This window comes from Streptomyces xanthii (assembly GCF_014621695.1).
Taxonomy (GTDB): Bacteria; Actinomycetota; Actinomycetes; order Streptomycetales; family Streptomycetaceae; genus Streptomyces; species Streptomyces xanthii.
Genome location: NZ_CP061281.1, coordinates 3,192,149 through 3,211,562 on the forward strand (window position 1 = coordinate 3,192,149; position 19,414 = coordinate 3,211,562).

The window sequence follows — 19,414 nt, forward strand, 5'->3', positions numbered from 1 at the left end:
AGGCTTCAGTCTTCTCTCGGTCTCGATGTGGGTTGCGACTACCAGCGGTAGTGCGCGAAGGCCTTGTTGGACTCGGCCATCTTGTGCGTGTCCTCGCGCTTCTTCACGGCAGCGCCGAGGCCGTTGGAGGCGTCGAGCAGCTCGTTCATCAGACGCTCGGTCATCGTCTTCTCGCGACGGGCGCGGGAGTAGCCGACGAGCCAGCGGAGCGCGAGGGTGTTGGCGCGGCCGGGCTTGACCTCAACCGGAACCTGGTAGGTCGCGCCACCGACACGGCGGGACTTGACCTCGAGGGTCGGCTTGATGTTCTCGAGCGCGCGCTTCAGCGTGATGACCGGGTCGTTGCCCGACTTCTCACGCAGGCCCTCCATGGCGCCGTACACGATGCGCTCGGCGGTGGAGCGCTTGCCGTTCAGCAGCACCTTGTTGATGAGGGAGGTCACCAGAGGAGAACCGTAGACCGGGTCGATGATGACCGGGCGCTTCGGGGCGGGGCCCTTACGAGGCATTCTTACTTCTCCTTCTTGGCGCCGTAGCGGCTGCGGGCCTGCTTGCGGTTCTTGACACCCTGGGTGTCGAGCGAACCGCGGATGATCTTGTAGCGAACACCAGGCAGGTCCTTCACACGGCCGCCGCGCACGAGCACGATGGAGTGCTCCTGCAGGTTGTGTCCCTCACCCGGAATGTAAGCAGTGACCTCGATGCCGCTGGTCAGACGCACACGCGCGACCTTACGCAGGGCCGAGTTCGGCTTCTTCGGGGTGGTCGTGAACACACGCGTGCAGACACCACGACGCTGGGGCGAACCCTCGAGTGCGGGCGTCTTGTTCTTCTCGACCTTGTCCTGCCGGCCCTTCCGGACCAGCTGCTGGATCGTAGGCACTACTTCTCCGGTTTCTGTGTGCCGAGTAGTGAAGCTAACCTGGAACTTTGCCGACCCACGCGGTCGGGTGTGTCGAATACTGCAGACCCCCGCCGAAGGGCGGGAAGCGGCAGATTGCGGTGGCCATGATCAGAACGAAGCGGACTGATCCGGACTCGCCGTGCGGCTGAAGACACGCACACGAGCCCAGGCACACCCCAGGCACAAGGTCTGAGCGTACCTATCTCATCAGCTGCGGTCAAAACAAATACATCTCAGCCGGGACACGCCGGGCGCACATCACACCGCTCACCGGTGGTCTCAGGCGCCACTGGTCGAGGCCACGACCATGAGCAGGATGAACAGCGCCCACCCCGCGATCGACAGCCAGCCCAGCACGATCCCAGCGACCGCCATGCCGTCGCCCTGCTCCCCGCGCTCCCGGATCTCCTTGCGGGCCATATGTCCCAGGATGACCGCCGGGATCCCGGACAGGCCCATGGAGAAGAACGTCGCGACCCCGCACGACATCGCACCGATCGCCTTGCCGTTGGTCGGCGGCGGCAGGTACGGCGCCGGCATGAACGTCCGCGGCACGGGCGGCGCCACCGGCACGGCCATCTGCTGCTGCGGTACGGGCCCCTGCGGCAGGTCCGCGACCAGGACGCTCAGCTCGCCCACCGTACGCGCCTGATAGGCCCGCTCGACCCGCTTCTCGTACTCCCCCTGCGGCAGCCGCCCCTCGGCGAACCCCGCGCGCAGCACGTCCACCGCGCGCTCCCGATCGGCGTGCGCGGCCAGCATGGACGGCTGCCCCTGGTTCTGCGGCGGCCACGGCGCCGGCTGCCACGACGGATTCGACACGAGACCACTCCCCCGGAAACGGACACGCAAGTCGTACGTGCCCTCAATCATGCTCCAACGCGCCGCAGGGCGGCCACCCCGGGTTGCTCCCGTGGTGACCGCCCTGCGGTTCAAGCAGCTGCTCGCTTACTGGTTGTACGGACCGTAGTCGTAGTCCTCCAGCGGAACGGCCTGGCCGGAGCCGGTGCCGAACGGCGAGTAGTCGATGTCGTCGTAGCCGACGGCCGAGTACATCGCGGCCTTGGCCTCCTCGGTGGGCTCCACCCGGATGTTGCGGTAGCGGGACAGACCCGTACCGGCCGGGATGAGCTTACCGATGATGACGTTCTCCTTGAGGCCGATGAGGCTGTCGGACTTGGCGTTGATCGCCGCATCCGTCAGGACTCGGGTCGTCTCCTGGAAGGAGGCGGCCGACAGCCAGGACTCCGTCGCCAGCGAGGCCTTGGTGATACCCATCAGCTGCGGACGGCCGGAGGCGGGGTGACCGCCCTCGGTGACCACACGACGGTTCTCGGTCTCGAACTTCGAGCGCTCGACGAGCTCGCCCGGCAGCAGCTCCGCGTCGCCGGACTCGATGATCGTCACGCGGCGCAGCATCTGCCGGATGATGATCTCGATGTGCTTGTCGTGGATCGACACACCCTGCGAGTTGTAGACCTTCTGGACCTCGCCGACCAGGTGGACCTGGACGGCACGCTGACCCAGGATGCGCAGCACGTCGTGCGGGTTGGTGGCACCCACGGTCAGCTTCTGGCCGACCTCGACGTGGTCGCCCTCGCCCACGAGCAGACGGGCGCGCTTCGAGATCGGGAACGCCGTCTCGTCGCTGCCGTCGTCCGGGGTGACGACGAGCTTCTTGGTCTTCTCGGTCTCCTCGATGCGGACACGGCCCGCGGCCTCGGAGATCGGGGCGACACCCTTCGGCGTACGAGCCTCGAAGAGCTCGACGACACGGGGCAGACCCTGGGTGATGTCGTCACCGGCCACACCACCGGTGTGGAAGGTACGCATCGTCAGCTGGGTACCGGGCTCACCGATGGACTGGGCGGCGATGATGCCGACCGCCTCACCGATGTCGACCGTCTTGCCGGTGGCCAGGGAGCGGCCGTAGCAGAAGGCACAGGTACCGACGGCCGACTCACAGGTCAGGACCGAGCGGGTCTTGACCTCCTCGACGCCGTGCGCGACCAGCTGGTCGATGAGCACGTCACCGAGGTCGACGTTGGCCGGCGCGATGACCTTGCCGTCCACGACGATGTCCTCGGCCAGCATGCGGGCGTACACGCTGGTCTCGACGTCGTCCGCCTTGCGCAGGACGCCGTCGGCGCCCTTCTCGGCGATCCGCAGACGCAGACCGCGGTCGGTGCCGCAGTCCTCCTCGCGGATGATGACGTCCTGGGAGACGTCGACCAGACGACGGGTGAGGTAACCCGAGTCGGCGGTACGCAGAGCGGTGTCGGCGAGACCCTTACGGGCACCGTGAGTCGAGATGAAGTACTCGAGCACCGACAGGCCTTCACGGAAGGAGGCCTTAATCGGACGCGGGATCGTCTCGTTCTTGGCGTTCGACACCAGACCACGCATACCGGCGATCTGACGCATCTGCATCATGTTTCCTCGGGCACCCGAGTCAACCATCATGAAGATGGGGTTGGTCTTCGGGAAGTTCGCGTTCATCGCCTCGGCAACCTCGTTGGTCGCCTTGGTCCAGATCGCGATGAGCTCCTGAGTGCGCTCTTCCTTCGTGATGAGACCGCGCTCGTACTGCTTCTGGACCTTCTCGTCCTGCGCCTCGTAACCCGCGACGATCTCCTTCTTCGCCTCGGGAACGACGACGTCGGAGATGGCCACGGTGACACCGGAACGGGTCGCCCAGAAGAAGCCGGCCGCCTTCAGGTTGTCGAGCGTCGCCGCCACGATGACCTTGGGGTAGCGCTCGGCCAGGTCGTTGACGATCTCGGAGAGCTGCTTCTTGCCCACCGAGTAGTCGACGAACGGGTAGTCCTCGGGCAGCAGCTCGTTGAAGAGCGCGCGGCCCAGGGTGGTGCGCAGCCGGAAGCTGTCGCCCGGCTGGTACTCGGGCTCGCCCTCCTCGGCGGCCGGCGGCGTCCAGCCACGCGGCGGCATGGTGCCGACCGGGAAGCGGATGTCGACCGGCGACTGCAGCGCCAGCTCGCCGGCGTCGAACGCCATGATCGCCTCGGCGACGGAACCGAACGCGCGGCCCTCGCCCTTGGTGTCACGGAGCTCACCGTCGGTGGTGAGGAAGAACAGACCCAGGACCATGTCCTGCGTCGGCATCGTCACCGGACGGCCGTCGGCGGGCTTGAGGATGTTGTTCGAGGACAGCATCAGGATGCGGGCCTCGGCCTGCGCCTCCGCGGAGAGCGGCAGGTGGACGGCCATCTGGTCACCGTCGAAGTCCGCGTTGAACGCGGTGCAGACGAGCGGGTGGATCTGGATGGCCTTGCCCTCGACCAGCTGCGGCTCGAAGGCCTGGATGCCGAGGCGGTGCAGCGTGGGCGCACGGTTCAGCAGAACCGGGTGCTCGGCGATGACCTCTTCCAGGACGTCGTACACGACCGTGCGGCCGCGCTCGACCATGCGCTTGGCGCTCTTGATGTTCTGCGCGTGGTTCAGGTCCACGAGGCGCTTCATCACGAACGGCTTGAAGAGCTCCAGCGCCATGGCCTTGGGCAGACCACACTGGTGGAGCTTCAGCTGCGGGCCGACGACGATCACGGAACGCGCGGAGTAGTCCACACGCTTACCGAGAAGGTTCTGACGGAAACGACCCTGCTTGCCCTTGAGCATGTCGCTCAGGGACTTCAGCGGGCGGTTACCGGGACCGGTGACCGGGCGACCACGACGACCGTTGTCGAAGAGGGCGTCCACGGCCTCCTGGAGCATGCGCTTCTCGTTGTTCACGATGATCTCGGGGGCACCGAGGTCGAGAAGGCGCTTCAGGCGGTTGTTGCGGTTGATGACACGGCGGTACAGGTCGTTCAGGTCGGAGGTCGCGAAGCGGCCACCGTCCAGCTGCACCATCGGACGCAGGTCCGGCGGGATGACCGGGACGCAGTCCAGAACCATGCCCTTGGGGCTGTTCGCGGTCTGCAGGAACGCGGAGACGACCTTGAGGCGCTTGAGCGCACGGGTCTTCTTCTGGCCCTTGCCGGTACGGATGATCTCGCGGAGGCGCTCGGCCTCCTCCTCGAGGTCGAAGGTCTCCAGGCGCTTCTGCAGCGCCGCGGCACCCATCGAACCGTCGAAGTACGTGCCGAAGCGGTCACGGAGCTCGCGGTAGAGCAGCTCGTCGCCCTCGAGGTCCTGGACCTTGAGGTTCTTGAACCGGTTCCACACCTCGTCGAGACGGTCGATCTCGCGCTGCGCGCGGTCGCGCAGCTGCTTCATCTCGCGCTCGGCACCCTCGCGCACCTTGCGGCGCACGTCGGCCTTGGCGCCCTCGGCCTCGAGCTCGGCCAGGTCGGTCTCGAGCTTCTTGGCGCGGTTCTCCAGGTCGGAGTCGCGGCGGTTCTCGATCTGCTGACGCTCGACCTGGACGTGCGCCTCGAGGGAGGGCAGGTCGCGGGTACGGCGCTCCTCGTCGACGTACGTGATCATGTACGCCGCGAAGTAGATGACCTTCTCGAGGTCCTTGGGAGCCAGGTCGAGCAGGTAGCCCAGCCGGCTCGGGACACCCTTGAAGTACCAGATGTGCGTGACGGGGGCGGCGAGCTCGATGTGACCCATCCGCTCACGGCGCACCTTGGCGCGCGTGACCTCGACGCCACAGCGCTCGCAGATGATGCCCTTGAAGCGGACGCGCTTGTACTTGCCGCAGTAGCACTCCCAGTCCCGGGTGGGACCGAAGATCTTCTCGCAGAAGAGCCCGTCCTTTTCCGGCTTGAGGGTGCGGTAGTTGATCGTCTCGGGCTTCTTGACCTCGCCGTGGCTCCACTGACGGATGTCGTCAGCGGTGGCCAGGCCGATCCGGAGCTCGTCGAAGAAGTTGACGTCGAGCACTATGCGTCAATCCCTCTCAGGGTTGTAAGTCTGTGGTCTGAAACGGGGGTCGAGGGGTCGGCGGGGGCCTCACCTGACGGCGAGGCCCCTACCGGACTCCCGTCAGACCTCTTCGACGCTGCTCGGCTCGCGCCGCGACAGGTCGATGCCGAGCTCCTCCGCTGCGCGGAAGACGTCCTCGTCGGTGTCGCGCATCTCGATGGACATGCCGTCCGAGGACAGCACCTCCACGTTGAGGCACAGGGACTGCATTTCCTTGATGAGCACCTTGAAGGACTCGGGAATGCCGGGCTCAGGGATGTTCTCGCCCTTGACGATGGCCTCGTAGACCTTCACGCGGCCGGTGACGTCGTCGGACTTGATGGTCAGCAGCTCCTGGAGGGCGTAAGCGGCGCCGTACGCCTCCAGCGCCCACACCTCCATCTCACCGAAGCGCTGGCCACCGAACTGGGCCTTACCACCCAGCGGCTGCTGGGTGATCATCGAGTACGGACCGGTCGACCGGGCGTGCAGCTTGTCGTCGACCAGGTGGTGGAGCTTGAGGATGTACATGTACCCGACCGAGATCGGGTCCGGGAACGGCTCACCGGAACGGCCGTCGAACAGCCGCGCCTTACCGGTGGGCAGGACCATGCGGTCGCCGTCCCGGTTCGGGATGGTGTGCTCGAGCAGACCGGCCAGCTCGTCCTCGCGGGCACCGTCGAAGACCGGGGTCGCGACGTTGGTACGCGGCTCGACCTTGTCGGCGCCGATCGCCTGGAGGCGCTTGGCCCACTCGTCGCCGAGACCGGAGACGTCCCAGCCCTGGCTGGCGAGCCAGCCGAGGTGGATCTCCAGGACCTGTCCCGGGTTCATTCGGGACGGGACACCCAGCGGGTTGAGGATGATGTCGACCGGGGTGCCGTCCTCCAGGAACGGCATGTCCTCGATCGGGTTGATCTTCGAGATGACGCCCTTGTTGCCGTGACGGCCGGCGAGCTTGTCACCATCGGTGATCTTGCGCTTCTGCGCGACGTAGACACGAACCAGCTGGTTCACGCCCGGCGGCAGCTCGTCGCCCTCTTCGCGGTCGAAGACGCGGACACCGATGACCTTGCCGATCTCACCGTGCGGCACCTTCAGCGAGGTGTCGCGCACCTCGCGCGCCTTCTCACCGAAGATCGCGCGGAGCAGGCGCTCCTCGGGGGTCAGCTCGGTCTCACCCTTGGGCGTGACCTTGCCGACGAGGATGTCGCCGGCGACGACCTCGGCACCGATACGGATGATGCCGCGCTCGTCGAGGTCGGCGAGGACCTCCTCCGAGACGTTCGGGATGTCCCGGGTGATCTCCTCGGGGCCCAGCTTGGTGTCACGGGCGTCGACCTCGTGCTCCTCGATGTGGATCGAGGAGAGGACGTCGTCCTGCACGAGGCGCTGCGACAGGATGATCGCGTCCTCGTAGTTGTGACCTTCCCAGGGCATGAACGCGACGAGCAGGTTCTTGCCGAGGGCCATCTCGCCCTCTTCGGTCGCGGGACCGTCGGCCAGCACCTGGCCGGCGATGATCCGCTGACCCTCGTCCACGACGACCTTCTGGTTCACAGAGGTGCCCTGGTTGGAGCGCGAGAACTTGTGCAGGCGGTACGTGGTGTACGTGCCGTCGTCGTTGGTGATGGTGATGTAGTCCGCGGAGACCTCCTGGACCACACCGTCCTTCTCGGCCTTGAGCACGTCACCGGCGTCGGTGGCGCAGCGGTACTCCATGCCGGTGCCGACGAGCGGGGCCTCCGACTTAATCAGCGGCACCGCCTGACGCATCATGTTCGCGCCCATGAGGGCACGGTTGGCGTCGTCGTGCTCGAGGAAGGGGATCATGGCGGTCGCGACCGACACCATCTGGCGCGGGGAGACGTCCATGTAGTCGACGTCCGTGCCGGGCACGTAGTCGACCTCGCCACCACGACGGCGGACCAGCACGCGGTTCTCGACGAAGCGGAGCTCGTCGTTGAGCGGCGCGTTGGCCTGCGCGATGACGAAGCGGTCTTCCTCGTCGGCCGTCAGGTAGTCGACGTCGTCGGTGACGACACCGTCGACGACCTTGCGGTACGGCGTCTCGATGAAGCCGAACGGGTTGATCCGGCCGTACGAGGCGAGCGAGCCGATCAGACCGATGTTCGGGCCTTCGGGCGTCTCGATCGGGCACATGCGGCCGTAGTGCGACGGGTGCACGTCTCGGACCTCGAAGCCGGCCCGCTCACGGGACAGACCACCCGGGCCGAGGGCGTTCAGACGACGCTTGTGCGTCAGCCCCGACAGCGGGTTGTTCTGGTCCATGAACTGGGACAGCTGGGAGGTGCCGAAGAACTCCTTGATCGACGCCACCACGGGGCGGATGTTGATCAGGGTCTGCGGCGTGATCGCCTCGACGTCCTGGGTCGTCATGCGCTCGCGCACGACGCGCTCCATACGGGCGAGACCCGTACGGACCTGGTTCTGGATCAGCTCACCGACGTTACGGATACGGCGGTTGCCGAAGTGGTCGATGTCGTCGGTCTCGACGATGATCTCGCGGCCCGACTCGGAGACCGTCTCGGTCTCACCGGCGTGCAGCTTCACCAGGTACTTGATGGTGGCGATGATGTCGTCGGTGGTGAGGACGCCGGCGTCCAGCGGCTCGTCCGCGCCGAGCTTCTTGTTCACCTTGTAGCGGCCGACCTTCGCGAGGTCGTAGCGCTTCGGGTTGAAGTAGAGGTTCTCGAGCAGCGTCTGCGCGGCCTCACGGGTCGGCGGCTCGCCCGGACGCAGCTTGCGGTAGATGTCGAGCAGCGCGTCGTCCTGGCCCTGGGTGTGGTCCTTCTCCAGGGTGGCGCGCATGGACTCGTACTGGCCGAACTCCTCGAGGATCTGCTCGGTCGTCCAACCGAGAGCCTTGAGCAGGACGGTGACGGACTGCTTGCGCTTGCGGTCGATGCGCACACCGACCATGTCGCGCTTGTCGATCTCCATCTCCAGCCAGGCACCACGCGAGGGGATGACCTTGGCCGAGAAGATGTCCTTGTCGGACGTCTTGTCGATGGAGGAGTCGAAGTAGACACCGGGCGAGCGGACGAGCTGCGAGACGACGACACGCTCGGTGCCGTTGATGACGAAGGTGCCCTTGTCCGTCATGAGCGGGAAGTCGCCCATGAAGACGGTCTGGGACTTGATCTCGCCCGTCTCGTTGTTCGTGAACTCGGCGGTGACGAAGAGCGGGGCGGCGTACGTGAAGTCGCGCTCCTTGCACTCGTCGATCGAGTTCTTCGGAGGCTCGAAGCGGTGGTCGCGGAACGTCAGGGACATCGACCCGGAGAAGTCCTCGATCGGGGAGATCTCCTCGAAGATCTCCTCGAGGCCGGACTTGGTGGGGACGTCCTGACCGGACTCCAGAGCCGCCTCGACCCGACTCTGCCAGGCGGTGTTGCCGAGCAGCCAGTCAAAGCTCTCGGTCTGCAGCGCGAGCAGGTTCGGAACCTCGAGGGGCTCCTTGATCTTTGCAAAGGAGATGCGCAGCGGGGCGGTGCTTGCGCCATTGTTCGTATTCGCGGTCGAGGCGTTGCGCGAGGCGGCCAAGAGGGGGTCCTTCCGAGGGCTCGGACTCACTACGCGCGTACCGGTCCCAAGCCAGACAGAGAGACAGAACGCCCAGGTCAGGGTTGATTCGGTCCACTGTGCTCAAGCGAGGGCATGCCCCTGGTGACGGGCAGGGAGCAGCTAACAGGCAGCGCAAAGGGACAGTGTAGCCAGAAGGCCCACTGATGTCCAGTCCGGGTTTTTTGAGACCCTCGTTGTTCTCAACCGTTCACCGTTCGCGGCATGCCCTGTGCGCTCAGCGAGCGCACATCCTTACTGCCCTCTTCGTCGCCGATCCATGCCTCGGATACGGATCCTTGTGACGACGCGTCCTGAGAATTGCGCGCTGCGTGCGGTTCGTCAAGGCCCCCGCTCGCCCGAACCGGGGTGGTTCCAGGCACGACGAAGATCACCATACTCCGCGTGACCAGCAGTGCAAGGGACCCTCGACCCGAGTGCCGGACAACGCCGAAAGGCGACCACCCACTTGGGTGATCGCCTTTCGGTACGTCGGTGTTACACCCCTGAAGGGTGCAGTTTCACCGAGGAAGAGTCAGCAGACTCGAAGAGGTCTTACTTGACCTCGACGGAGGCGCCGGCGCCCTCGAGGGCCTCCTTGGCCTTGTCCGCGGCGTCCTTCGCGACCTTCTCGAGGACCGGCTTCGGGGTGCCGTCGACGAGGTCCTTGGCCTCCTTGAGGCCCAGGGAGGTGAGCTCGCGCACGACCTTGATGACCTGGATCTTCTTGTCGCCGGCACCCGTGAGGATGACGTCGAACTCGTCCTGCTCCTCGGCGGCAGCGGCGTCGCCGCCACCCTGGGCCGGACCGGCGGCAACGGCGACGGCCGCGGCGGCGGTGACGTCGAACTTCTCCTCGAAGGCCTTCACGAACTCGGAGAGCTCGATGAGGGTCATCTCCTCGAACTGGGCGAGCAGGTCTTCCTGGCTGAGCTTCGCCATGATGGGCGATCCTTCCACTAAATCGGCTGGTGCCGGTTGTCCATGTAGGCGGGCGTACGGTCGGCCCGCTTCGACCACTGCCTCAGGCAGCGATCAGAGTGCGAGCCGAATTACTCGGCACCGCCCTGCTCGGCCTGCTTGACACGAAGCGCCTCCGCGGTGCGGACGAACTTCGAGGGCAGCGCCTGGAAGAGCTGAGCAGCCTGGGACTGCTTGCCCTTGAAGGCACCGGCCAGCTTGCTGAGCAGAACCTCGCGGGACTCGAGGTCCGCAAGCTTCTTGATCTCGTCGGCGGAGAGCGCCTTGCCGTCAAGGACACCGCCCTTGATGACGAGGTTCGGGTTCTCCTTGGCGAAGTCACGAAGACCCTTCGCCGACTCCACCGGGTCACCGGTGACGAAGGCGACCGCCGTCGGACCATTGAAGAGGTCGTCCAGCGTGTCGATCCCGGCCTGGTTGGCCGCGATCTTGGTCAGCGTGTTCTTCACCACGGCGTACTCGGAGTTCTCACCGAGCGAACGGCGCAGCTGCTTGAGCTGGGCCACGGTGAGACCCCGGTACTCGGTCAGCACGGCGGCGTTCGAGCTGCGGAACTTGTCCGTGAGCTCGGCTACCGCGGCAGCCTTGTCGGGCGTCGGCATAGAGCGTCGGCCTCCTTCCGGGTGATGAGGACCGCTCGCAAGGAGGCTGGGAAAACGAAACGCCCCGGCGCAGGCGCACGGGGCGTGAGCTCGACCAGAATCCTGAAGCGGAATCCGGGAGCACTTCCACAGTCACCTGCGCGGGTCGTCCGCAGTTTCAGCGGATCCTTCGGCCACCGCGCCCTCTTGCGAGTGCGCAGCAACGACCAGCGGTCTTTGGCTTCTGTGGAAGATTACGTGAAGGGGAGCGTCCCGAGCAAATCCGCTCAGACGTCGCCGTCGGCACCGGTCGCGGACCCGGGGTCACCGGCCGCCTCACCGATCTTCTTCAGCATCTCCATGAGGTCGAAGGTCTGGTCCGCGGGCGGCACCTCGACCTTCACGGCCGATCCGTAGTCCGAGAAGGACTCGTTGATCTCGACCGCACCCTGCGGCGTCTTCATGGTGACGTCGATCCGGACCGGAAGGTCGTCCTCATTGACCCACAGCTCGGTGTCGTAGCCCTTGATGCCGGACTTCTTGACGTTCTTCAGGAGCTCGTCGCGCTCGGACTTGCTGAGGGCCTTCAGCGAGTCGTTCTTCTCCATCATCTCGTCGACGGTGAGCTTGCCCTTGTAGTGCTGCGTCTTCACGCCGTCGACGGTGGCCGCGCCCAGGTGCTTCAGGTTCGGCGACGAGAGCAGGACGGCGATCTGCTGCGCCGGGTCCTGGTTCATGCTGTCCAGGCTGCCGGTCATCTGGCGCATCAGCTGCTCGTCGCCGGACTTCTCGGCCATGGCGCCGAGGTCCATCTTCATCCAGCGCTTGCCGTCCATCATGTCCATGTCCTTGGTCGCCTCGGCGCCCATGTCCATGTACATCACGTCGTCCTGCCACACCATGCGCATCTTCTCCGGGGCGTCCGGATCGCCGGCGGTGAGCGCGGAGCCCGTCATCGTCATATCCATGACGGTCGGGTCCCAGCCCATCGTGCCGGACATCTTCATGGTGCCGCCGCCGTCGAGGCCGGTCGGAGTCTTCATCGTCATCTCGACCTTGGCCGACTTCGCGGCCTCGGTCTTCTTGAACGCGGCCGTCAGGGCCTGCGTCACCTGGGACTGCGACCTGGTGCCCGCGTCCGAGGCCGAACCGCTCTTCTCGGAACCCTCGTCGCAGGCCACGGCCCCGGCGCAGAGCAGCGCGGTGACAGTGGCGGCGCCGAGCGCGCGTCGTACGGCAACAGTCATCTCAATCCCACCCCTTTGAACACGTGTCTGAACCGAACCCGTGTATGTGCCGCACGATATCCGACGCCTCGGACAGCGCCCCCGGAATATCCGGCCCGGCGCTCCCCCGCCCGGTCAGCCCTCGGCGCGTACGTCCGTGAGGTCCACGGTGTCGTGCCCGGGCGGCCGCTCGGCCCGCGCGCGGGCCCCGTAGTCCCGGTAATGGACGGTGCTGCGGAAGTCGCCGGCCTGCTGGGTGCGACGTACCAGCAGGTCCCGGGCGTCGATCCACACGTCGACGCGCTGCTTCCCCGCGGTGCCGCGGTAGTGGGTGGTGCGCACGCCGCGCACGGTCTCCCGGCCCACCCGGTGGGTGTCCCCGGCCGCGGCGAGCGTCTTCAGGCAGTCGGCCGGGCCCAGGTCGCTCCGCTCGTCGTAGGTGTGCCGGATCCAGTGGCGGCCGTCCTGGAGCCGGGCGAAGCGCTCACTCATACGGGTGTAGTACGCGTCCGGCAGGAAGCGCGTCTGGGACGGGTCGCCGCCCAACGCGCGCGTGGAGGCGGCCAGTTCGCCGCCGGTGACACGGACGGTGAGGGTGCCTTCGACGCCGCCGGACCAGCGCAGGGCGCCGCTGCTCCGAGTGCGCAGCCGGTCGCCGGTGTCCGTCGTGGCCTCGATCCGGGCCGAGCCCGCCGCCGTGACCTTCGCGCGGGCCGCCCGCAGGGCCTGGGGCACGCCCTGACGGTCCCGTCCGTCGTGTCCCTCGTGCCCGGCGCCGCAGCCCGCGAGCAGGACGCCCACGGCGGCCAGCGCGACCGTCCCCCGTACGTGTCTCATCGGGGCCGACGCTAGCGCAGCCTCCGCCGGGGCGGGCCGGAAAAGAGGAACGGGCCCCGCACCTCGGAAGGTGCGGGGCCCGTCGCCGACTTCAGCGAGTCTCCGGAGAGGCTCAGACCGCGGCCGGGTCCTCCTCGGTGAGGAGGTTGCGGGTGCGGTTCGGGTCGACCGGAATGCCGGGGCCCATCGTGGTGGTGATGGCGGCCTTCTTGATGTAGCGACCCTTGGCGGCGGACGGCTTCAGACGGAGGATCTCCTCCAGGGCCGCGCCGTAGTTCTCCACCAGCTTGGTGTCGTCGAAGGACGCCTTGCCGATGATGAAGTGCAGGTTCGAGTGCTTGTCGACGCGGAACTCGATCTTGCCACCCTTGATCTCGTTCACGGCCTTGGCCACGTCCGGGGTCACGGTGCCGGTCTTCGGGTTCGGCATGAGGCCACGGGGACCGAGCACGCGGCCGAGGCGGCCGACCTTGCCCATGAGGTCCGGCGTGGCGACGACGGCGTCGAACTCGTTCAGGCGCTGGCCCTTGGAGATCTCGTCGATGAGCTCGTCGGAGCCGACGATGTCGGCGCCGGCGGCCTCCGCGGCCGCAGCACGGTCACCGGTCGCGAAGACCAGGACCCGGGCGGTCTTGCCGGTGCCGTGCGGGAGGTTCACGGTGCCACGGACCATCTGGTCGGCCTTGCGCGGGTCAACGCCCAGGCGGAAGGCGACCTCGACGGTGCCGTCGAACTTCGTCGCGGAGGTCTCCTTGGCGAGACGGACGGCCTCGAGCGGGGCGTAGAGCTTGTCCCGGTCGATCTTGGCGTCCGCAGCGCGGAGAGTCTTGCTGCGCTTGCTCACTACTGCTCCTGTGTGTCTGAGGAGTCGTGGTGTGGGCCGAGCAGGCCCTACCACGGTGTTCTACTGCTTACGGGGGTGAGGTCAGCCCTCGACCGTGATGCCCATGGAACGGGCGGTGCCGGCGATGATCTTGGACGCGGCGTCCAGGTCATTGGCGTTGAGGTCGGGCATCTTCGTGGTGGCGATCTCGCGGACCTGCGCCTCGGTGATCTTGGCGACCTTGGTCTTGTGCGGCTCGCCGGAGCCCTTCTCGACACCAGCGGCCTTGAGGATCATCTTCGCGGCCGGCGGGGTCTTGGTGATGAAGGTGAAGGAACGGTCTTCGTAGACCGTGATCTCCACCGGGATGACCCAACCGCGCTGCGACTCGGTCGCGGCGTTGTAGGCCTTGCAGAACTCCATGATGTTCACGCCGTGCTGGCCCAGCGCGGGGCCGACCGGCGGAGCCGGGTTGGCGGCGCCGGCCTGGATCTGGAGCTTGATGAGCCCCGTGACCTTCTTCTTCTTGGGAGGCATGTGCTCTCTCTCCGGGTCTTAGTGAGAGTGTTCAGCCGCCACCCGTGTTCGATGATCGTCCTGATCATCCGGATGGAGGCATACCGCACAAAGATAACGGGTATCCCTGCGTGGCTAAAAACCGAGCAGGTCAGACCGGCTTTTGAGAGCCCGTCTGACCTGTTCGGAAGCGGTGTGCCCAGAAGGTTCTAGTAGCGACTAGTTCTTCTGGATCTGGTCGAAGCTGAGCTCGACCGGGGTCTCGCGGCCGAAGATCTCGACGAGGCCCTTGACCTTCTTCGAGTCGGCGTTGATCTCGTTGATCGTGGCCTGCAGCGTGGCGAACGGACCGTCGGTGACGGTGACCGAGTCGCCCACCTCGAAGTCCAGGACCTCGACGGTGACCTTGCGGGCCGGAGCCGGCTTGCCCTCGGCCTCGGCGGCCTCGCGGGCGGCCTTCTCCTCGGCCTCCGGGGCGAGCATCTTGACGATCTCGTCCAGGGTCAGCGGGTACGGGTCGTAGGCGTTGCCCACGAAGCCGGTGACGCCGGGGGTGTTGCGGACGACGCCCCAGGACTCGTTCGTCAGGTCCATGCGGACGAGCACGTAGCCGGGCAGCTTGTTCTGCCGGACGTTCTTGCGCTCGCCGTTCTTGATCTGGACGATCTCTTCCTCGGGGACCTCGGCCTGGTAGATGAAGTCCTCGACGTTCAGCGAGACGGCACGCTGCTCCAGGTTCGCCTTCACGCGCTTCTCGTAGCCCGCGTAGGTGTGGATCACGTACCACTCGCCCGGGAGACCGCGCAGCTCGTCACGGAGGGCGGCGATCGGGTCGACCGGCGCCTGCTCCTCCTCGGACTCCTCGTCCTCGACGGCGGCGTCCTCGTCGGCCTCGGCGTCGACGGTCTCGTCCTCGGCGGCCTCGGCCTCGTCGGCTTCCTCGACGACCTCGAGGGCGGCCTCTTCGGCGGGCTCGCCGGCGGCGATGTCGGCAGCTTCGGCCTGGTCCGGGTCCTCGGAGTCCGCCGCCTCGACGATGTCGAGCTGGTCCTCCACGGACTCCGCCGACTCGATGGCGTCGTTCAGGTTCGGGTCAGACACGGTGGCTGCTTCTTCCTGGATACATAGGGGTGGAACGCGCGAAAGGGGCGCCGGACACGGCGCCCTCCGCTTTCGGCTCAGCCGAAGATGTACTTGATGAGATGGCTGAACCCATAGTCAATCACGGTGACCAGACCGATCATGATGACGACGAACACGATCACCACGGTGGTGTACGTCGAGAGCTGACTACGCGTCGGCCAGACGACCTTGCGGAGTTCCGCGACGATCTGGCGGTAGAAGAGTGCGAGGCGGCCGAAGGGGCCCTTCTTGCCGCGCTTGCCGCCCTTGCGGGCCTTCTTCTTGGACTCCGGCGCCTCGTCCTGGGCATCAGGCATGTCGATGGAGCCCACGGCGTCCGTCACTCGTCCTCACCTGATTCCGGGTCGTGGCCGTGCCGCGCCCGGTTGAGCCGCACGGCGGTGCATTGCAGTACGTACATGCGCACACATCCTGGCGATGGAGTGTGTAGCAGGGCCGGAGGGACTTGAACCCCCAACCGCTGGTTTTGGAGACCAGTGCTCTACCAATTGAGCTACGACCCTTTGCTTCCCCCAACGTACCGCATCCTCCCGATTGCACGGTGTGTGCTCGGAAAGCGCGGCCGGTGAAGGCCAACGAGCAGTGAGTGTACGTGTTCCGAGGGCCTCCGTCGAACGGATACGGACCAGAAGTGGATCTACACCTGATCGTCAGGTGATCGTCCGGTCCGTGAAACCCGTGTGCCGGGCGGCTTTCCGGTCTGGAACGATGGGTTCATGAGCGCTGCTGCTACTCCTTCGTCCTCGCCCACCGAGCGCCGGGTCTCCGCCCGGATCGGCGCGATCTCCGAGTCCGCGACCCTCGCTGTCGACGCCAAGGCCAAGGCCCTCAAGGCCGCCGGGCGTCCGGTCATCGGCTTCGGCGCGGGTGAGCCCGACTTCCCCACCCCGGACTACATCGTCGAAGCGGCCGTCGAGGCCTGCAAGAACCCGAAGTACCACCGCTACACGCCGGCCGGCGGCCTGCCCGAGCTCAAGGCCGCGATCGCCGCGAAGACGCTGCGCGACTCCGGCTACGAGCCCGAGGCCGCCGAGATCCTGGTCACCAACGGCGGCAAGCAGGCCATCTACGAGGCCTTCGCCGCGATCCTCGACCCGGGGGACGAGGTCATCGTCCCGGCCCCGTACTGGACGACGTACCCGGAGTCGATCCGTCTCGCCGGCGGTGTCCCGGTCGAGGTCGTCGCCGACGAGACGACCGGCTACCGCGTCTCGGTGGAGCAGCTCGAGGCCGCGCGCACGGAGAAGACCAAGGTCGTCCTCTTCGTGTCGCCGTCGAACCCGACGGGCGCGGTCTACAGCCGTGAGGACGCCGAGGCCATCGGCCGCTGGGCGCTCGAGCACGGCCTGTGGGTCATGACGGACGAGATCTACGAGCACCTGGTCTACGGGGACGCGGAGTTCACGTCGCTGCCCGCGCTCCTGCCCGAGCTGCGCGACAAGTGCATCGTGGTGAACGGCGTGGCCAAGACGTACGCGATGACCGGCTGGCGCGTGGGGTGGATCATCGGCCCGAAGGACGTGGTGAAGGCCGCGACGAACCTGCAGTCGCACGCCACCTCCAACGTGTCGAACGTGGCGCAGGCCGCCGCCATCGCCGCCGTCTCCGGCGACCTGACCGCCGTCGAGAAGATGCGTGAGGCCTTCGACCGGCGCCGCAAGACGATCGTGCGGATGCTCAACGAGATCGACGGCTTCGTCTGCCCCGAGCCGGAGGGCGCGTTCTACGCGTACCCGTCGGTGAAGGGTCTGCTCGGCAAGGAGATCCGCGGCAAGCGTCCGCAGACCTCGGTCGAGCTGGCGGCGCTCATCCTGGAGGAGGCCGAGGTCGCGGTGGTTCCGGGCGAGGCCTTCGGCACGCCGGGTTACCTGCGTCTGTCGTACGCGCTGGGCGACGAGGACCTCGTCGAGGGCGTCTCGCGCGTCCAGAAGCTGCTGGCCGAGGCGCGCGACTAGTCCGTGCTTCCGCCTGGGCGGGCCGTCCCCTTCGGGGGGCGGCCCGCTTTCTTGTGCGTCCGGTTGTTTGTTCGCTGTCGGCCCCGAACGGGGAAAGGCGCTACCGGTACGACCGGTGTGTGCGGCAGGATCACTGGATGGAGCGTGTAGCACGTGATGTACGTCAGTTGCCGAAGGCCCATCTGCACCTGCACTTCACCGGGTCGATGCGGCCCACGACCCTGCTGGAGCTGGCCGACAAGTACGGCGTGCGGCTGCCCGACGCGCTGACCGGCGCGGAGCCGCCGAAGCTGCGGGCGACCGACGAGCGCGGCTGGTTCCGTTTCCAGCGGCTCTACGACGCGGCGCGTTCCTGTCTGCGGGAGCCCGAGGACATCCAGCGTCTGGTGCGCGAGGCCGCCGAGGAGGACCTGGCGGACGGCTCGGGCTGGCTGGAGATCCAGGTCGACCCGACCTCGTACGCGCCGCGCCTGGGCGGGCTCATCCCTGCGCTCGAGGTCATCCTGGACGCGGTCGACCGGGCCTCGCGGGACACCGGGCTCGGGATGCGCGTGCTGGTCGCGGCGAACCGGATGAAGCACCCCCTGGACGCCCGCACACTGGCCCGGCTGGCGGTGCGGTACGCGGACCGGGGAATCGTCGGTTTCGGGCTCTCCAACGACGAACGGCGCGGCATGGCGCGGGACTTCGACCGGGCCTTCCACATCGCGCGCGAGGGCGGGCTGCTGTCCGCGCCGCACGGGGGCGAGCTGACCGGCCCGTCGTCGGTGCGGGACTGCCTGGACGACCTGGACGCCACCCGGATCGGGCACGGGGTGCGGGCGGCCGAGGACCCGCGTCTGCTCAAGCGGCTCGCCGACCGCGGGGTGACCTGTGAGGTGTGCCCCGCGTCCAATGTGGCGCTCGGCGTCTACGAGAAGCCCGAGGACGTGCCACTGCGCCCGCTCTTCGAGGCCGGGGTGCCGATGGCGCTGGGCGCGGACGACCCGCTGCTGTTCGGTTCGCGTCTGGCCGCCCAGTACGAGATCGCGCGGCGCCACCACGACTTCTCGGACGCGGAACTGGCCGAGCTGGCGCGGCAGTCGGTGCGGGGCTCGGCGGCGCCGGAGGATGTCAGGCAGCGGCTCCTGGGCGGCATCGACGCCTGGCTGACGGCCTGAGGGCCGATCCGCGCGGGTTGAGGCCTTCGGGGCAGCTCTTCAAAGGCTCTTAAGGGCTCTTAAGGGCTCTTAAGGGCTCTTCAAGGGCTTCAGGTCTTCAGGTCTTCAGGTCTTCAGGGCGCGATCCCGCCGAGCAGGGTGCGCGCCAGGCCCGTGGCGAAGGCGTCCAGGGACTGCGGCGGCTTGCGGTCGGGCGACATGTCGTAGGCGAAGGCTCGCTGGGCGCAGGCGCCCAGGAGGAGCGAGGCGGCCGCGTAGGTGTCGGCGTCTGGGGCGACGCGGCCGGCGGCCTGTTCGGCGCGCAGGTAGGCGTCCAGGCCCTGGATCGGCTTGTGCGGGCCCGAGCCGAGGCCGCGCAGGATGTCTTCGTGGCGGCGCTTGAGCTGCGGCTCGGCATACAGGGACGCGGCCATCGGGAAGGTCTCCTCGTAGAAGAGGGCCGCCTCGCGCGCGATGTCGGTGAGGTTCTCCTCGACCGTGCGGTCGGGGTTCGCGACGCCCTCGGTGAGCCGGCTCAGGAGGGAGCCGAGCTTCGGGAGGCGCTCGTGGAGCACCGTGACGAAGAGCTCCTCCTTGTTGGCGAAGTACTTGTAGAGCGCGGCTTCGGAGCAGCCCGCAGCCTGGGCGATCGCCTTCGTGGTGGTGCGGGCGAGGCCGATGCTCAGCATGAGGTCGTGAGCGGCGTCGACGATGCGGACGCGGGCCGGCTTCTGGTCCATGCGGATTCCAACCAGGCTTGACGGGTGAGCGAGTGCTCACCCACTCTAGTGGGTACGGGGGTGAGTGAACACTCACCCACCCGCACGTTCTGATCTTGCACGTGACGCGCACTGG

Annotated in this window: 16 protein-coding genes and 1 tRNA gene; 2 read left to right on the forward strand and 15 right to left on the reverse strand. The window is 67.1% G+C overall.

What is annotated here, in order from left to right:
• Window positions 1-38: 38 nt before the first annotated feature.
• The 14 genes from rpsG to IAG42_RS14410 form a co-directional block, all read right to left on the reverse strand.
• Window positions 39-509 (reverse strand): 30S ribosomal protein S7, encoded by a 471-nt coding sequence (rpsG, locus tag IAG42_RS14345; protein WP_111663838.1) that lies wholly within the window; start codon window positions 507-509, stop codon window positions 39-41.
• 2 nt (window positions 510-511) lie between these two features.
• A complete protein-coding gene (gene rpsL, locus IAG42_RS14350; RefSeq protein WP_003948652.1) occupies window positions 512-883 on the reverse strand; it encodes a 30S ribosomal protein S12 in 372 nt (123 codons plus the stop codon).
• Between the two features lie 300 nt (window positions 884-1,183).
• Window positions 1,184-1,666, reverse strand: coding sequence for a DUF1707 and DUF4190 domain-containing protein (locus IAG42_RS14355; protein WP_188341385.1), 483 nt, complete (start codon window positions 1,664-1,666; stop codon window positions 1,184-1,186).
• A gap of 186 nt (window positions 1,667-1,852) precedes the next feature.
• Window positions 1,853-5,752 (reverse strand): DNA-directed RNA polymerase subunit beta', encoded by a 3,900-nt coding sequence (locus tag IAG42_RS14360; protein ID WP_188337388.1) that lies wholly within the window; start codon window positions 5,750-5,752, stop codon window positions 1,853-1,855.
• A gap of 102 nt (window positions 5,753-5,854) precedes the next feature.
• A complete protein-coding gene (gene rpoB / locus IAG42_RS14365; protein ID WP_188337389.1) occupies window positions 5,855-9,340 on the reverse strand; it encodes a DNA-directed RNA polymerase subunit beta in 3,486 nt (1,161 codons plus the stop codon).
• A 573-nt stretch (window positions 9,341-9,913) separates the two neighbouring features.
• A complete protein-coding gene (gene rplL, locus IAG42_RS14370) occupies window positions 9,914-10,300 on the reverse strand; it encodes a 50S ribosomal protein L7/L12 (RefSeq protein WP_188337390.1) in 387 nt (128 codons plus the stop codon).
• A 110-nt stretch (window positions 10,301-10,410) separates the two neighbouring features.
• Window positions 10,411-10,941, reverse strand: a complete 531-nt coding sequence (gene rplJ, locus IAG42_RS14375) for a 50S ribosomal protein L10 (RefSeq protein WP_188337391.1) — start codon at window positions 10,939-10,941, stop codon at window positions 10,411-10,413.
• Window positions 10,942-11,207: 266 nt separating this feature from the next.
• Window positions 11,208-12,167, reverse strand: coding sequence for a hypothetical protein (locus tag IAG42_RS14380; RefSeq protein ID WP_188337392.1), 960 nt, complete (start codon window positions 12,165-12,167; stop codon window positions 11,208-11,210).
• Window positions 12,168-12,281: 114 nt separating this feature from the next.
• Window positions 12,282-12,983 (reverse strand): LolA-like protein, encoded by a 702-nt coding sequence (locus IAG42_RS14385; RefSeq protein WP_188337393.1) that lies wholly within the window; start codon window positions 12,981-12,983, stop codon window positions 12,282-12,284.
• A gap of 112 nt (window positions 12,984-13,095) precedes the next feature.
• On the reverse strand, window positions 13,096-13,827 hold the full coding sequence (rplA, locus tag IAG42_RS14390) for a 50S ribosomal protein L1 (protein WP_188337394.1): 732 nt from the start codon (window positions 13,825-13,827) through the stop codon (window positions 13,096-13,098).
• Between the two features lie 81 nt (window positions 13,828-13,908).
• Entirely contained in the window at window positions 13,909-14,343 is a 435-nt protein-coding gene (gene rplK / locus IAG42_RS14395) for a 50S ribosomal protein L11 (protein WP_016645192.1), read from the reverse strand.
• Window positions 14,344-14,541: 198 nt separating this feature from the next.
• Window positions 14,542-15,423: a transcription termination/antitermination protein NusG gene (gene nusG, locus IAG42_RS14400; RefSeq protein ID WP_188337395.1), complete on the reverse strand. Its 882-nt coding sequence runs from the start codon at window positions 15,421-15,423 to the stop codon at window positions 14,542-14,544.
• Between the two features lie 77 nt (window positions 15,424-15,500).
• A complete protein-coding gene (gene secE, locus IAG42_RS14405) occupies window positions 15,501-15,788 on the reverse strand; it encodes a preprotein translocase subunit SecE (protein WP_188337396.1) in 288 nt (95 codons plus the stop codon).
• 107 nt (window positions 15,789-15,895) lie between these two features.
• Window positions 15,896-15,968, reverse strand: a tRNA-Trp gene (locus IAG42_RS14410).
• 213 nt (window positions 15,969-16,181) lie between these two features.
• On the opposite strand from IAG42_RS14410, the gene IAG42_RS14415 reads away from it, so the two are divergent.
• Together IAG42_RS14415 and IAG42_RS14420 are read left to right on the forward strand one after the other, a co-directional pair.
• The gene (locus IAG42_RS14415) at window positions 16,182-17,420 is read left to right on the forward strand and encodes a pyridoxal phosphate-dependent aminotransferase (protein ID WP_188337397.1); all 1,239 of its coding nucleotides are present in this window, start codon (window positions 16,182-16,184) and stop codon (window positions 17,418-17,420) included.
• Between the two features lie 137 nt (window positions 17,421-17,557).
• Window positions 17,558-18,580, forward strand: coding sequence for an adenosine deaminase (locus IAG42_RS14420; protein ID WP_188337398.1), 1,023 nt, complete (start codon window positions 17,558-17,560; stop codon window positions 18,578-18,580).
• A gap of 113 nt (window positions 18,581-18,693) precedes the next feature.
• Here IAG42_RS14420 and IAG42_RS14425 read toward each other — a convergent pair whose 3' ends face one another.
• On the reverse strand, window positions 18,694-19,299 hold the full coding sequence (locus tag IAG42_RS14425; protein ID WP_188337399.1) for a TetR/AcrR family transcriptional regulator: 606 nt from the start codon (window positions 19,297-19,299) through the stop codon (window positions 18,694-18,696).
• Between the last annotated feature and the right edge of the window lie 115 nt (window positions 19,300-19,414).

Excerpts from the sequence above, each read along its gene's own strand:
- rpsG (WP_111663838.1), bottom strand. The coding sequence starts at position 509 with ATGCCTCGTAAGGGCCCCGCCCCGAAGCGCCCGGTCATCATCGACCCG.
- IAG42_RS14355 (WP_188341385.1), bottom strand. The coding sequence starts at position 1,666 with ATGCTGGCCGCGCACGCCGATCGGGAGCGCGCGGTGGACGTGCTGCGC.
- rplL (WP_188337390.1), bottom strand. The coding sequence starts at position 10,300 with ATGGCGAAGCTCAGCCAGGAAGACCTGCTCGCCCAGTTCGAGGAGATG.
- rplJ (WP_188337391.1), bottom strand. The coding sequence starts at position 10,941 with ATGCCGACGCCCGACAAGGCTGCCGCGGTAGCCGAGCTCACGGACAAG.
- IAG42_RS14380 (WP_188337392.1), bottom strand. The coding sequence starts at position 12,167 with ATGACTGTTGCCGTACGACGCGCGCTCGGCGCCGCCACTGTCACCGCG.
- IAG42_RS14385 (WP_188337393.1), bottom strand. The coding sequence starts at position 12,983 with ATGAGACACGTACGGGGGACGGTCGCGCTGGCCGCCGTGGGCGTCCTG.
- rplK (WP_016645192.1), bottom strand. The coding sequence starts at position 14,343 with ATGCCTCCCAAGAAGAAGAAGGTCACGGGGCTCATCAAGCTCCAGATC.
- IAG42_RS14415 (WP_188337397.1), top strand. The coding sequence starts at position 16,182 with ATGAGCGCTGCTGCTACTCCTTCGTCCTCGCCCACCGAGCGCCGGGTC.
- IAG42_RS14420 (WP_188337398.1), top strand. The coding sequence starts at position 17,558 with ATGGAGCGTGTAGCACGTGATGTACGTCAGTTGCCGAAGGCCCATCTG.
- IAG42_RS14425 (WP_188337399.1), bottom strand. The coding sequence starts at position 19,299 with ATGGACCAGAAGCCGGCCCGCGTCCGCATCGTCGACGCCGCTCACGAC.